This window comes from Nostoc sp. (assembly GCF_036916735.1).
Lineage (GTDB): Bacteria > Cyanobacteriota > Cyanobacteriia > Cyanobacteriales > Nostocaceae > Nostoc.
In genome coordinates this window covers 36,851-51,656 of sequence record NZ_JBALFV010000052.1, presented here as the reverse complement: position 1 = coordinate 51,656, position 14,806 = coordinate 36,851, and the positions used below count along the sequence as shown (strand labels likewise).

The 14,806-nt window shown below is 36.5% G+C and carries 14 protein-coding genes; 9 read left to right on the top strand and 5 right to left on the bottom strand.

Annotated features, from left to right (window positions below):
• Nucleotides 1-9: 9 nt before the first annotated feature.
• The 9 genes from V7L20_RS12805 (at nt 10) to V7L20_RS12765 (ending at nt 7,304) form a co-directional block, all read left to right on the top strand.
• Nucleotides 10-1,161 carry a glycosyltransferase family 4 protein gene (locus tag V7L20_RS12805; RefSeq protein WP_334744440.1) on the top strand — a complete coding sequence of 384 codons (1,152 nt, stop codon included), beginning with the start codon at nt 10-12 and terminating at the stop codon, nt 1,159-1,161.
• A 135-nt stretch (nt 1,162-1,296) separates the two neighbouring features.
• Entirely contained in the window at nt 1,297-2,277 is a 981-nt protein-coding gene (hpsN, locus tag V7L20_RS12800; RefSeq protein WP_334744439.1) for a hormogonium polysaccharide biosynthesis glycosyltransferase HpsN, read from the top strand.
• An 83-nt stretch (nt 2,278-2,360) separates the two neighbouring features.
• Nucleotides 2,361-3,536 carry a hormogonium polysaccharide biosynthesis glycosyltransferase HpsO gene (gene hpsO / locus V7L20_RS12795; RefSeq protein ID WP_334744438.1) on the top strand — a complete coding sequence of 392 codons (1,176 nt, stop codon included), beginning with the start codon at nt 2,361-2,363 and terminating at the stop codon, nt 3,534-3,536.
• Between the two features lie 41 nt (nt 3,537-3,577).
• On the top strand, nt 3,578-4,753 hold the full coding sequence (gene hpsP / locus V7L20_RS12790) for a hormogonium polysaccharide biosynthesis glycosyltransferase HpsP (RefSeq protein WP_334744493.1): 1,176 nt from the start codon (nt 3,578-3,580) through the stop codon (nt 4,751-4,753).
• 59 nt (nt 4,754-4,812) lie between these two features.
• Entirely contained in the window at nt 4,813-5,232 is a 420-nt protein-coding gene (locus V7L20_RS12785; RefSeq protein ID WP_334744437.1) for a XisH family protein, read from the top strand.
• On the top strand, nt 5,220-5,567 hold the full coding sequence (locus V7L20_RS12780; RefSeq protein WP_334744436.1) for a XisI protein: 348 nt from the start codon (nt 5,220-5,222) through the stop codon (nt 5,565-5,567). The genes V7L20_RS12785 and V7L20_RS12780 overlap by 13 nt, the downstream gene beginning before the upstream one ends.
• A gap of 159 nt (nt 5,568-5,726) precedes the next feature.
• The gene (locus V7L20_RS12775; RefSeq protein WP_334744435.1) at nt 5,727-6,365 is read left to right on the top strand and encodes a peroxiredoxin; all 639 of its coding nucleotides are present in this window, start codon (nt 5,727-5,729) and stop codon (nt 6,363-6,365) included.
• A 116-nt stretch (nt 6,366-6,481) separates the two neighbouring features.
• Nucleotides 6,482-7,066, top strand: coding sequence for a Uma2 family endonuclease (locus tag V7L20_RS12770; protein ID WP_334744434.1), 585 nt, complete (start codon nt 6,482-6,484; stop codon nt 7,064-7,066).
• A 49-nt stretch (nt 7,067-7,115) separates the two neighbouring features.
• Nucleotides 7,116-7,304: a hypothetical protein gene (locus tag V7L20_RS12765; protein WP_334744433.1), complete on the top strand. Its 189-nt coding sequence runs from the start codon at nt 7,116-7,118 to the stop codon at nt 7,302-7,304.
• Nucleotides 7,305-7,365: 61 nt separating this feature from the next.
• On the opposite strand, the gene V7L20_RS12760 is transcribed toward V7L20_RS12765, so the two are convergent.
• The 5 genes from V7L20_RS12760 to V7L20_RS12740 all read right to left on the bottom strand — a co-directional run bounded on the left by V7L20_RS12760 (nt 7,366) and on the right by V7L20_RS12740 (nt 14,806).
• Nucleotides 7,366-8,448, bottom strand: a complete 1,083-nt coding sequence (locus V7L20_RS12760; protein ID WP_334744432.1) for an acyltransferase — start codon at nt 8,446-8,448, stop codon at nt 7,366-7,368.
• A gap of 28 nt (nt 8,449-8,476) precedes the next feature.
• The gene (locus V7L20_RS12755) at nt 8,477-9,469 is read right to left on the bottom strand and encodes a hypothetical protein (protein ID WP_334744431.1); all 993 of its coding nucleotides are present in this window, start codon (nt 9,467-9,469) and stop codon (nt 8,477-8,479) included.
• Between the two features lie 197 nt (nt 9,470-9,666).
• Nucleotides 9,667-10,452 carry a class I SAM-dependent methyltransferase gene (locus V7L20_RS12750; RefSeq protein WP_334744430.1) on the bottom strand — a complete coding sequence of 262 codons (786 nt, stop codon included), beginning with the start codon at nt 10,450-10,452 and terminating at the stop codon, nt 9,667-9,669.
• A gap of 36 nt (nt 10,453-10,488) precedes the next feature.
• On the bottom strand, nt 10,489-11,472 hold the full coding sequence (locus V7L20_RS12745) for a lysylphosphatidylglycerol synthase transmembrane domain-containing protein (protein ID WP_334744429.1): 984 nt from the start codon (nt 11,470-11,472) through the stop codon (nt 10,489-10,491).
• Nucleotides 11,473-11,497: 25 nt separating this feature from the next.
• Nucleotides 11,498-14,806 carry a glycosyltransferase family 39 protein gene (locus tag V7L20_RS12740; RefSeq protein ID WP_334744428.1) on the bottom strand — a complete coding sequence of 1,103 codons (3,309 nt, stop codon included), beginning with the start codon at nt 14,804-14,806 and terminating at the stop codon, nt 11,498-11,500.

The window sequence follows — 14,806 nt, the reverse complement described above, 5'->3', positions numbered from 1 at the left end:
GAAAGAAAAATGGCAAAAGTTATCATAGTAGGACAAAAACACCTAAGCATTCCCAACTCACCTCGAAATTCTCGGCATATACTTATCCGCCCCAAGCCTTTCCCCACAGGTAGATATCCTATAGAAAAAATTTGGTATCCTTTAAGCAGCTTTTTTCCCTGGCAACCTATATGGGGAAGATACCAAGCTATTCATTCTTTCAACAAAATTTTATATACAAGCAAACCTTGGTTTGTTACCTTTGAGGATCATCGTTTTTTATATAGAAATGCTCAAAGTCAAGGTAAAGCTGCAATTTATGAATTGTTAAATAATCGATTAGCACTAGAAAATTGCAAAAAACTTATAGCTATCTCAGATTATGCGAAATTGAGATTAATTAAGCGGATGGAAGGTTGGAAGATAAAAGAAAAAGTAAGTAAGAAGTTGGATGTAATCCATCCAAGCTTTCCAGTAAGGGTCAACGAATCGAAACTTTATCAACAACAGCAAAACCTCCAGCTTATATTTATAGGAAATCACATTGCCCGCAAAGGTGGGATTGTTGCTTTAAGACTTGCTAAAAAAGCTGAAAAATTAGGTTTACCTATTACTATACATATAATTTCCGATCTGGGGCGTGGTTCAGGAGTTCCCACAGATTTCCCCGATGAAACCAAATATGTAGAAGATTTAAAGTTGTTGGATTTAAATAACGTTGTCTTTCATAAAAATATTCCTAATGACAAAGTTCTTGAGTTATTATCGCAAAGTCATTTTCAATTAATGGCGACATTACATGATACTTACGGCTATAGTATCATCGAAGGTTTTTCAGTTGCAACTCCTGCAATTACAACAAATGTATGCGCTTTACCCGAGTTTATTCGTCACGGCGAAAATGGCTATATTTTAAGGTTACCAATTAATGAAAATAGGCATTGGAGTAATTGGCTGTATGAAGAAAAGACTAAAACTATTGAATATTGGGAAATTTTAAACAGCACTTATGATTATTTGGCAGAGCAAGCATTCCAACAAATCACCCAATTTCTTGATAGAAGTGATAAGCGAGAACATTACGAATTTTTAAGTGCGGGAGCGTTAGCTCAAGCGCAAATTGTACATAACTCTGAAAAGCAAAATGAGTTATTTGATGAACTTTATGCAGCAGCAGTATAAAGAATTAAAGACAATCTTAAGCAGTCATTTGCTATTGACTGAATTTAAATTAAGGCAATAGTAACTTAATAAAGTAAATGAAAATTAAGTTTTATAAGGTTATTATCAAATTAGAAAAATCACTGAATAAAAATCATGGATAATTGGCCATTAATTACTGTGGTTATCCCGACCTATGGTCGAGAGGAAGCCCTACAAGATAGTATTGTAGATGTTTTGAAACAAGACTATCCAAATTTTGAACTTTTAGTGGTAGACCAAACCCCTAAACACCAACCAGAAATTCAAGCCTATCTAGAAGAGATGGCGAAGGCAGGTAAAATTAAGTGGTTGCGCTTAGATTGGGCAAGTTTGCCAGGGGCACGGAATTATGCTGTGCGGCGGTCATCTGGTGAAATAATATTATTTATTGATGATGATGTTCAGCTAACCCCAGAATTATTAGCAGCCCATGCGAAGAATTATTTGCAAAATCCAGAAGTAGGGGCTGTAGCCGGTCGGGTATTTGACAGAATGAAATTGGGTGATTCTGGAGGAGATTTACAGATTGAATATCTACCTCCCCAAGCTATGGACCCAGGAATTGCTTGGTATCATATTGATTTAGTACATACCATCAAACCTCAGCAAGTACTGACAGCCAGGGGTTGTAACATGTCATTTCGCCGCGAAATTTTTACTAAGTATGGGCTAAGGTTTGATGAGAGGTTTCGCGGTAGTGCTGTGCGCGAAGAGTCAGACTTTTGTTTGCGGGTGCGACAGACGGGGTATAAAATTTGGTACGACCCAGAGGCTCATTTGGTGCATTTAGGCGAAGAAACAGGGGGTTGTCATGATATTAGTATGCGATCGCTCAAATATCAACTCACCTTTTATCACAACCATTTCCTATTAGGGTTGAAAAACCTTACTGCTAGTCAAGCTTTACGCTTATACGCCCGTTTATTTGATTGTCACGTTCTTGGACGCCCACCTTGTCACAAAAGTGGTTCCCCCATTAAAATTGCCACTCGTGCTATTTTCTACACTTTGGGTTTTTTGAAAGCCTTGGGTACTGTCATTCAATCACTTTGGAACGATGGTCAAATTTATAGCCGATTGGATGAACAAGTTTAATTAGAATTTATGAGTCAGGAGTTAGAAGTTAGTGAATATTAAATAATAACTGACAAAAAATAAATATCAATTAATAAATATCAATGAAAATTTTAGTTGCTAGCCACACTTATATCGTAGACCTCAACTGTGAAAAACTACGTGCTTTATCTCAACTAGAAGCCGATATTGAAGTGACAGTTGTAGTCCCAAAGCGTTGGAAACCAGGTGGTGTACAAAATAGAATTATTGAAACAGAATACTGTGATGAAGGCACATTTAGAATAGTTCCCATTTCTAATTTTAGTCAAAATCATCAGGGACTCCTTACCTTTGGTACTGATTTGATATCTTTGTTAAAAGAATTTCGTCCCCAAATCATCCAAGTGGAACAAGGGTCTAGGGGACTAGCTTATACTCAAATGATTGCTTTAAATCAGCTATTAGGGCTAAAAGCAAAAAATGTATTTTTTACCTGGTGGAATTTACCATATAATCTGAAATTACCAGTTGCTTTATTAGAAAAATATAATCTGAATCACAGCCACGGCATTATTTCTGGTAATCAAGATGGAGCAGAAATTTTACGGCAACGGGGATATAAAGGGGCAATTAAAGTCATGCCGCAACTGGGTGTAGATGAAAGTTTATTTACTCCCAAACCTCAATTTGATTTAGCAGCTAATTTGGATATTAAAAAAGAAGATTTTGTTGTAGGTTTTGTTGGACGATTTGTGCCAGAAAAAGGTTTATTAACGCTTTTGCAAGCCTTAATTAATTTGAAAAATCAACCTTGGAAACTACTTCTACTGGGACGAGGAGAGTTGCAAAGTCAATTAATCAAAATCGCGGCAGAAAACAATATTGAAGAACAATTAATTTTGGTAGAAAGCGTTCCCCATAACGAAGTTGCAAACTATATTAATTTAATGAGTACTTTAGTACTACCGTCAGAAACAACTTACAAGTTTAAAACTTTAACTTCTGTTGGCTGGAAAGAACAATTTGGCCATGTGCTTATTGAGGCAATGGCTTGCAGAGTACCTGTGATTGGTTCTAATTCTGGTGAAATTCCCTATGTAATTGGCGATGCTGGTTTAGTATTTCCTGAAGGTGATGCTCAAGCCCTTGCTAATTGTTTAGTTCAATTAATGGATAAACCAGATTTTGCTCATACTATGGGTGAAATGGGTTATCAAAAAGCAATGATTCAATATACAAATAAAGCCTTAGCTAAACAACAATTAGAGTTTTATCAAGATTTAGTCATTAGTCATTAGTGAATACAAATGACTAATGACAAATGACAAATGACAAACAAATGAAAATATTACAGATTGTTCCTTCAATTTCTCTGATTTACGGCGGTCCCAGTCAAATGGTACTAGGATTAGCTCCAGCTTTGGTAAGAGAGGGAGCAAAAGTTACAATTATTACAACTGATAGTAATGGTGATAATGGTCAAATCCCTCTAGATGTTCCTTTAAATCGCCCAATTAAACAAGATGGTTATGAAGTAATTTACTTTCGTTGCGCCCCATTTCGTCGCTACAAATTTTCCATAGATTTATTAAACTGGCTAAAACGTCATACTCATGAGTTTGATATAGCACATATTCATGCTCTATTCTCTCCTATAAGTAGTGCTGCTGCTATTGTGTGTCGTCAGCAAAAGCTACCTTATATTTTCCGTCCTTTAGGTACTCTCGATCCGGCTGATTTACAAAAGAAAAAACAATTAAAGCAGCTTTATGTCGCAATTATAGAACGTCAAAATTTAGCTGGTGCAGCAGCAATTCATTTCACGAGCGCTCAAGAAGCTAAAATCTCAAAACGATTTGGAGTGTCTACGCCAGATTTGGTGATTCCGTTGGGTGTAATCCCCCCTCAATCCCCCATTCAAAATGTATATAGTCTGTTAAGAATACCAGAGGATGCACCTTTAGTATTGTTTATGTCACGAATTGACCCGAAAAAGGGGTTAAACTTGTTGATTCCGGCGCTAGAGAAGTTGTTAGCGGTTGGTTATAAGTTTCATTTTGTCTTAGCTGGGACAAATCCCCAAGATCCAGATTATGAAAAAAAGATAATATCTCAAATTCAAAATTCACCACTGCGATCGCACACTACAATTACTGGCTTTGTTACTGGTGAATTAAAAGCTAGTTTACTACAAGCTGCTGATTTATTTATCTTGCCTTCCTACTACGAAAATTTTGGGATTGCTGTAGCTGAAGCAATGGTAGCAGGTATACCCGTAGTAATTTCTGACCAAGTGCATATTTGTCAACAGATACGTGATAGTGAGTCGGGTTGGGTGGGTGCAACAGATATCCAAGAACTATTAGAGTTACTGCAAGAAGCTTTGCAAAATCCAGCAGAACGCCAACGACGCGGATTAAACGCCCAAAAATATGCATTGGAAAATTTTAGCTGGGATGCGATCGCTCGTCAAACAATCCAAGCCTACCAGAAAATTCTGGCAAACAAACTGTAAGTGTCATGGGAGCAATGTGATAGGTTGAAATAGCAAACTGTTAAGAGCAATCATCTCTTGTGGCTGCTAAAGATCGCTTTCATCAAGTTGTTAAGACATCTCTCACCAAGGATGGGTGGTATATTACTCACGATCCATTACAAATAAAGGTAGGCGGTGTTGATATGGAGATTGATTTAGGGGCGGAACGGTTACTGGCAGCAGAGCGAGGTGATGAAAAAATTGCGGTTGAAGTCAAAAGTTTTCTGGCTAGCGCATCCCCAATTTACCAGTTTCATACAGCATTGGGTCAGTTCATTAACTACCGAGCAGCTTTGCGTCGTGAAGAACCGGATCGCGTCCTTTATTTAGCTGTCCCTGACTTAACTTATAACAGCTTCTTTCAACTTGATTTTCCCGCCTCAATTTTACAAGAAAATACTGTCAAACTGCTGATATACGATATTCAATTGGAGCAGATTGTACAATGGAAAATCTGACAGATGAATTAATGAACTATCAGCAAACTGTGCAGCAATTATTAATGGGCTATGCTCAAAATAAGCCTGCTTATGGTGATATTGAAGTTGAAACTATTTTTGATACTCAGCGAAATCACTATCAAATTATGCATTTGGGTTGGCAACATAAGCGCTGGATTCATCAATGTGTAATGCATCTTGATATTCGGAATGAAAAAATCTGGATTTTCTACAATTCAACTGAACATGATATCGCAGCCGATCTAGTCAGGCTGGGTGTACCAAAACAAGATATTGTGCTGGGGTTCCATCCTCCTTTTATGCGTGAAATGAGTGATTATGGGGTGGGATGAGAAAGTTAAAGAACGTTTCTCACCGCTCGTCCCTTATTTGAGAGTGCTGATAACCTAAAATTTTGTTTCAAACCGCTAAAGTCCGATTGGGAAATAGGGGTTTTATGTCATGATGGCAAAGTAGAACACATATGATCTTCTAACTACAGGAAATCTCTCATGGCTCTCCGTCTAGGTGACACAGTACCCAACTTTACACAAGCCTCAACACACGGCGACATCGATTTTTACCAATGGGCAGGTAACAGCTGGGTTGTGCTGTTTTCTCACCCTGCTGATTTTACACCTGTTTGCACAACAGAACTCGGCACAGTTGCCAAGCTAAAACCAGAATTTGACAAGCGCAATGTCAAAGCGATCGCACTCAGCGTTGATGATGTAGAATCCCACAAAGGCTGGGTGGGAGACATTGAAGAAACTCAAAGCACCACCCTCAACTACCCAATTTTGGCAGATGCAGATCGCAAAGTTTCTGACCTTTACGACATGATCCACCCGAATGCTAATGCAGCTGTGACGGTGCGATCGGTTTTCGTGATTGACCCCAACAAGAAACTCCGCCTCACTTTTACCTACCCTCCCAGCACGGGACGCAACTTTGATGAACTTTTGCGGGTAATTGATTCTCTGCAATTGACTGATAACTACAGCGTGGCGACACCAGCTGATTGGAAAGACGGTGAGGATGTCGTAATTGTCCCCTCACTCAAAGATCCAGAAGTACTCAAACAGAAATTTCCCAAAGGTTACGAGGAAGTTAAACCGTATCTGCGGCTAACTCCTCAGCCTAACAAGTAAATCTGAAAATGATTTTGGATAAAAAAGCAAAGACGCAAAGTTATATCTTTGCGTCTTTGTTTTTTGCGTGAGAATATAGTCAGTGAGCTAGGCATCATAACCTGGAGGAAATTTCGATGTTTTCATCCCCTTTGGTTTTGCAAATTCCGTCATCAATGCAAATGACAGACGAACAATTTTTTGAGTTTTGTCAGATGAATCGTGACTTACGCATTGAACGAAATAAATTTGGAGAATTGGTAATTATGCCTCCGACTGGTTCAGAGACAGGAAACCGAGAAGGTAACATATTTGGGCAGTTATGGGTTTGGTCGGAACAAGATGGTACAGGTATAACTTTTAGCTCTAGTACCGGATTTAAGTTATCAACAGGTGCAGAACGCTCTCCAGATGCTTCCTGGATTAAACTAGAACGGTGGAATGCTTTATCTCCAGAACAGCAGCGAAAATTTGCTCCCATTTGTCCAGATTTTGTAGTCGAACTCAAATCTCCTAGCGATAACCTCCAGACTTTGAAAGAAAAAATGGAGGAATATATGAATGAGCCAGGAATACAGTTAGGCTGGTTGATTGACCGTAAACACCGTAAAGTTTATATTTATCATCCTAGATTGCCAGAGGAATGTTTAGATAATCCTGCTATCGTTAGCGGCGAGTTGGTATTGCCTGGGTTTATTTTGAATATGAATAAAGTTTGGTAGGTAAAGTTCTATAAAGTAATTTAACTATTCACGAGCAATGAGGTTAAAAATGTTGACTAGTGTTGAAGGAATATATCGTAATGGTCGAGTGGAACTCACTGAACAACCTATCGATGTAGATAAAGGAACGCGAGTAATTGTGACTTTTATCAGGTTAAATGGGATTGACCTAGCCTCTCAAGGCATTAACGAAGCGCAGGCTGAGATTTTGCGATCAAGGAGCATCCCGAATGTGTAAAAACATAAATTGTCATTTTTAGCATAACGTAGTCAAGCAAAGCAATCGCATTTGTGTATAATTAACGAACACAAGCTCCAAGCCCTATACGTTCGCACAGCATAGAGAGTCCTAGAGAAAGTATTAAGAGTAAATTCCAGCTAATTAACTTAATTGCTAATATTTCAGTAAAAGTAAAGTTTATCCCTAAAAAAAAATGAGTACCTAGTTGTAAAAAAATAAGGCTGAGAATACCATTAATACAAAAAATACCAAGACTATATTTTGATAATAGTTTGACAGTTATCCTTAAAGGTAAAGGTATTTGATTTTCCTCGATAGAAGAAAAGCATATAAACATAACTATTGCACTCAATATACAAGAAAATATTGCATACTCAAAAGGAATAACCTGTCTATCAGTAACAGTATGCAAATAGTTATATTCACCAATCATAATCAAGCTGGTAGATACAAGCATAAATATTTTTACTAGTGCAGGTATATGATTAGATAATTTTACAAGCTTAAACCAGTTTTTATAAAAGCAAGCACCTAATGACATATACACAAACCAGTAAGCAAAAAAAGGACGACCGATACTTCGTAAAAATATAATTATATCCGTACCAAATACTCTTAAGTTGGATAAATAGATTAAAGCCAGAACAATTAGTTGAAAGACTAATACTATAAAAAAGTTTTGAAGTTTCCCCAATTGACGATTAAAAATAATAAATACAGGTAAAAACTGCAACATTACCAAAAGGTAATAATAGCCAGGAAATATCTTGCCCCGTAAAACAAGTATAAGAAGAGATTCAGTTTGATTTGCTTTACCTAACAATCTCAAAGCCACAGCTAAACCACCCCAAAATAATGTTGGAATTAGCAAGCGAGTAAAACGTTTTTTTAACACAGGATAGAAAAATGCAGTAGAGTTTTTTTCTAAGCTACGCTCAAGCAGTAAAAAAGAGATTGTGAAAAATACTGGCACACAAAATCTTAAGGGTGCAAATAGTATATCCATCAAGTACGAAGCTGATGAATAAGTGGACTCAGGAATAAAAACACTGTGGTAAGAAACAACTGCTGTAATGCTTATTGCTTTCAGCATATCAACCGAGAAAAGTCTATCTGTTTTTAGATTAGTATTTTGTGACACATCTAAGTCCTTGAATGTATAGTCAAATTTACGGTATTTTATAGTAAAATTTTGTTAATTTACGGGCACTTTCTTCCCACTTTTGATTACCTGTAACAGATGCCCAATAAGCAAAAGCACGAATTTGTGATCCAGGTCCTACTTTTTTATATCGGGAACCATCCCTGGTTTTTTCTCGCCCACCTGTGCGGGTATTCCCCTCGGTGCTAATTTCGCCAGAAGACAAGATTCGTGTTTGTTCCCAGGAGAGTGATTTGTCAATCATCTGTGCTACTTTGGGAGTCAAGGAATCATTAGGGAAGTATGTTACCCAACGTTGGGCATATATCATACCTACTGTTTGGTAACTGCTGTCATAACCACCTTTTTCTGGGTTCACACCATTTGGAAGTTGCAGGGATAAGCCGTCTTTAATCGATTCACGACTGTATTTAATCAATTCTTCATCGCCAGTCAGTTTACCTGTAAGCCCTAAAGCTGCTGCAACTAAATAACGACGGTGGGTGTAGGGTTCGTTGCGTCTGATTCCATTTTTCCAGACATTAGGCAAAATCATCCATCGCGCAGCACGATGCACCAAAGGTTTATATCTGGCTACTTGGTTAGCATACTTTTCAGAATACGGAGATTGTTCTATTACTAGAAGGGTATGAGCAACAGATTGTACAAAAAAAGATGTACTGTGAAAGCGATCGCCCGTTATAAAGAAGCTACCATCATCAGCTTGATGGGCAAATCCCCAGTCAAACATTTTAAATCCCGCTTCAATGGCTTGTGGATCATTGTTAATCAACCCACCAATAATTAAGTCTTCCCCATATCGTTGCTCTTCAATATACCAACGTTTAGCCTGATTACGTATCCAAAGGACGTTTGCACCATTAGCACCATTAGGCATCATTGATTTCTGCAAACCTGACAAATGTCGGTAGAGAACATTGGCGATTAAATCAGTTGATTCATGCTCAAAATCTGTTTTTGCAGAAAGTTTGATGGGAATTTGTTTATTTTCCTTTACCAATGTATGGATTCCAGCGTTTACAGTACTTCTGTTAGAAGTCGCAGCAATAAAGACGATTTGTGTTACTAGCTGCAATAACAATAATATTGAGAACCGAGATACTAGACATCTCAGTATAAGCAAAAAACTTTTTTTAGTCACAGATATTACCATCAAATTTACTGCTGCTATTCTTGTTTAGCTAAAAAAACTAGAGACTAAGCTACCAATCCTGGCTTGGTACAATAATATATATCTTCATCTGGCATCAAGCCAAATTTTTGAATATTATCAATCCCTAATTCTTGCGCGTAGCTATCAACTTTTACTGTAAATCCAGCTTTTTCAAGCTTTTCTTTATAATCACGGCCATACATTCTCATGTGATCATGATGACCAAATAGCCGTTCTCTTTCTTCAGGTGATAAATCACTTGTTCCTTCCAGGGTCTTCTCTAGCTTAGGATCAAGGGGGATATGTAAAATTGCCCAGCCGCCAGGTTTTAATACTCTGCATAATTCAGCCATAGCTTGCCAATCATTAGGAATATGTTCTAGAACATGGCTACACAAAATTACATCAAACACATTATCTGGATATTGAATATTTGTAATATCCATCTGCACCATTGCTTCGTTTGGTTGTAAATCAGCACTGAGGTAACTAATATTAGGCAGATTAGATATAGATTTTTTGAGAAGATATTCTGGTGCAACATGAAGTAATTCGAGTTTTTGTGAAAGCAAATTTGTCTTGTTCTTGAGATAAAGCCAAAGTAAACGATGCCTTTCTAAAGATAAACATCTAGGGCATATAGCATTAGGTCGCTTCTGAGCGCCAAAAGGTAAAAACTTTTGAAAATTTCTTTCACAGCAAGGGCAGAAAACATCATTGCCAGCATACCAGAGTGAACGTATATAAAGATAGGGAGTTCCTAGTTTAAAAAAGAAAGAACGTTTTTTGAGAATATATGGATATATCTTTAGAAAAATAGAGCGGTTCATAAGTGCCTCAGATCAAATGTAGTATTTAGTAAATTTTCAACGAGAAGAATTTTGCGAATCATTTACTTGCTTAAGTTTTTGGAATCCAGCAGAATCTAACAGTAAGATTACACCTCCTGGTAAGGCTAATAGCCAACTTAGCATTGTCATCGTAATAGATAACAAAAGAGCTTGCTCTCCAGTTAGACCAATTCGATTGAACAAGTAAATCCATAAACCTTCTTTTACACCAAGACCCCCTAGAGATATAGGAATTAACGTAATTACCGCTATGATCGGAATAAAAACTAAAAGCTCCAGGTAAGAAATAGGAATTTTTAGTTGTTGAGCTATAAGATAGTGATAATAAACTATAGCAAGCATTAATAAAAAAGAAAGACAGATCGACAAGCCTAAAGCTTGGCGATGTTGAACAAATTGTCTTAAAAGCATTTGGATTTTAGCAAAGCGGACTCCTAAATTTTGCAAATGTAGTTTTTGTAGCCAAGGTTCTGCTAACTTTAGTAACTGAGGACTAACAATTAAAAACACTCCACCAACTAAAGAAATAACACAACCAAAGAAAAGTAGAATAATATCCCAACGTCCAACTACTTTCACGGCAGGAGGTAAGCCTAATATAGCTAAAGCAGATAAAGCAAAAAGCCCTGTAAATCTTTCTAAAAATACAGATACAAGTGCAGCTTCAGAATCTTTAGTTTCTTTTGTTAATCGGTAGACACGATAGGCATCTCCACCAAAAGAACCAGGGAGAAATATATTGAGAAACATTCCAGCAAAATAACTTTTGAGGAGACTAATCATCGGTACTGAATGTCCAGTGGAATGGAGTACAACTAGCCATCGCCAACAACTCAACCATTGACAGCCTGTATAATAAATTAGAGCAAAAGCAACAAATGGCAAAGATAAAGTCTGAAACTGTTTCCAGGTTTGATTAATATCTATATGAGTGAATATTAGGACTATAAGTCCTATACTAATAACAGTTTTAAAAAGTACTATTGGTTTGATTTTCACTTTAATCTCTTTAGCTCAACGAGTGTTAGTAAGCTCCTAAATCTTTACCTTGGTTAGGTATACGATTTGGTAATCCATCTTCTGGTTGCCAAAGCCTTAAACGAGTTCCAAAAGTTTCAAAAACAGGTTGACCCAAGTTTTTAATATAGTCCCTTAGTTGAGGTGTTACTCTGGTATTTCTAACATCATCTATATTAATCCATACTCGATCTGACTTTTCTAAAATATGGTTTAACTGGTCTACATTATTAAGAACAACTCCACCACCCCAACGATCAATCAATTTGCCATTATGCCAATATAGTCCATCAAAATTCTCATGCTCTTTAGGATTGAATAAATAATAATCTAGCTTTCCTAAGCTAGTGGGTGTAAAAGAAGACATAGGCGAAATAACGATATCTTCCGGTTTTCTATGATTTCTGACATAAGTTAATAGTTCATTATTTCGTCTAGTTAAAGATTCTTGGTAACTAGCTAAAACTCTCATTGGCTCTAAATTAAATCCGATTAATATAACAAGGCTAAATAAGGCCAATGATTTTAAATAAGGAAAACTAGATAATAAGAAATTTATTTTTTCTATTAAAACTTTAATTAAACAGATACTACTATAAATTGAAAGCAATATAATTAATGGATAAACGCTATATACATAACGTTCTGCAAGATTATATGTTAATACAGTAACTAACAAAAAATTAATCAATATAGTACTAAATAAAAAAATTATTGTTGTCTCTTTAATTTTTACAAAATAAAGGAAACCAAGTAAAAAGAATAAGCTCAAAACTATATGTGATCTATCAGATCCAATCAATAACATAGCAAACAAATCTGTAACATCAGAAAAATGAAGTCGCAAATAAGAAGCGGTTGCATTAGATAATGCGGCTAGAGGAGTTATATTTCGTATAACAGCAATAGCCAAATTATAAATAAAAATGGCTATAGTCATTATGCTACCTACAACAATCTGCCAGTCATTGCGTAGGCAAAATGGGCGATATAAGTAGATAAAACCGATAAAAAATACTGGTATAACTGTTAAATTAATCTCTTGAGTTAGTAAACTCAAAGTTAAAGAAACAAAAAAGATGTACTGGTAATGTCGCCCTAATTTTTCAATAAAACCTTTTAAAAATGACCAAAAACTAAGAATAGTTAAAAATTGGAGAAGTTGATAAGCTCGTATAAAACGTGAATACCAAAGTTCACAAGGTTCTATGGCTAAAACTAATGCTATTAGTAAAGCAATCCAAACTTTACCAGTAACTTTACGAGCCAAGATATAAATTAAAACTAAAGTTGCTGTACCCCAAATTACAGATAGCAAACGAGCATTAACTATAGAATCTCCTACTACCCGTAACCAAAGAGCCAGTAGATATTGATAAAAAGGACCGCGAGTATACCAAATACCAGAAGTAGCTATAGGTGCACCTGTGCGAAGAATACCTCTACTTGCATCCAAAGAAGTATTTTCATCAGAATCTAAGTCAATAAAACCAAGGTTATAAACTCTTAGCCCAAATCCTACACTGACAATTAGGATAAGAAATATCCACTCACCCCAAATAGGCCATCTCTGCTGTATAAAATTAAATTTATCTTGCAATACTCGGATTGGTGATTGTTCCCGTCTTTCCATCCAAACGAAAATGTAGGCAATAATCGCTACTACAAATACTAAGCTAAAGACAAAGAAGACATTTCCACTCGATGCCAAGCTGAAACTAACACAAGCTACTAAACCCAGCGAGAACCAAATAAAAGATAGAGGTAATTTATTAATCTTTCTATTGACGCGAATGTAAACTAATGTCAATATAAGTATGGCTGTAAACCCAAACAATATTACATAGTTACTTTGCGGTTGGGCAAATAGTAAACCAACTTCTGCTTCTGCAAAGCGGTGTTTTAGTAAACCAATAGCCGCTAAAAATAAAGTACTTGGTGAGAGTATTGCAGATCCTGCAACAAAGTTATCCCACCAACGATTCCCATATCCCAGCCATAAACCTAAAAGTGGAGCATAAATTACCGCAAAGACAACTCCTCCTATTAACCATAAACTTTGATGCCATAAATAATTAGGGTAATTGAGCAGATATGCATTACCTTCAAAGTTGCGTTGGAAACCTTCTGCTTTAGGTTTACCTAAAAGACTTACAAGTTTATCCTCACCTGCACCTTCTGTCCATCTAGATATAGGTTGATTTAAACTTGTCCAAGTATTATCAGTGTTAATTTTGCCAACAATTTCGCCTGTTGTTGTTTCTGCCCATCCATCGAGAAAAAAATTAAGAATATTATTAGGGTTAATAGAATTAGTCCCTATTAATACTGTATTTAGTGGACTAATTAAGGTTATAGCTAATGTATTATTTCCAGGTTTGAGAAACCTTGTAATTTCTAAAAGATGCAGTTGGTTATTATTTTCGTTTCTGTAACTATTAACAAGATTGCCGTTGATTAACAGAGAATATGCACCTTGCCCAGCAAATCGAATGTAGGCGCGAGAAATCCGATCTTTTGGTATTTGCCAACTACCTCTGAGCCATGCTTGCCCTTGAGAACTTTGATTTCCTGCAATCCAATTACCTTGTAGAGGGCGGTCAAACAAATTTTTACTTAAGCGACTGTAAGTTGCTTCTCTAACTGAACCCAGTAATTTCGCTTCTAACCAATTTTCATCTGAAAAATCTCGGTCAAACCATTGAAGAGATTGACGAGTTTCTGACAGATTAGAAACTTTCCAGATAGTTTCTCCCGTTGACAAACGAATCGGTGTAGCATCATCTGTAGGATAAACAGCCCCCTCAACAACTACACGAGGATTAGTTTGTCCTTTTTGAATTTCTAATGCAATAACATTTTTACCTGCGCTTAAATAACGAGTTATATCTACATAAGCTGTTAATTTCCAGTCATTGGAACTAGCCAGTAAATAATTAAGTGATGTTTGAGTTACATAGCGATTACTATCATTAATATTTTGAAAAGGTAGTCTTAGACCTGCACCAAGACCACGAGAACTATTGGTAACATTGTTTTCTTTTGCTACCTGCCTTCCATTCACATATAAAGTAAAGTCATTATCAGCACTTATTCTTAGCCAGCCTGCTTTTGCCTTATCAGGTAAGTTAAAGGTATTACGTGTATAAAAACGGTAATTAGGTGTTTGAGGGGCAATCCATTGGACTTGTTGTGACCAATTTACGCGCTCTACAGAAGTAGGTATTTTCTCCCAAATAGAAAACATCAAACTTCCCAGTAATAATCCTAAAGCTAATATTAACCCCAATGGCAACCAACGCTCTGAACGTTCCAT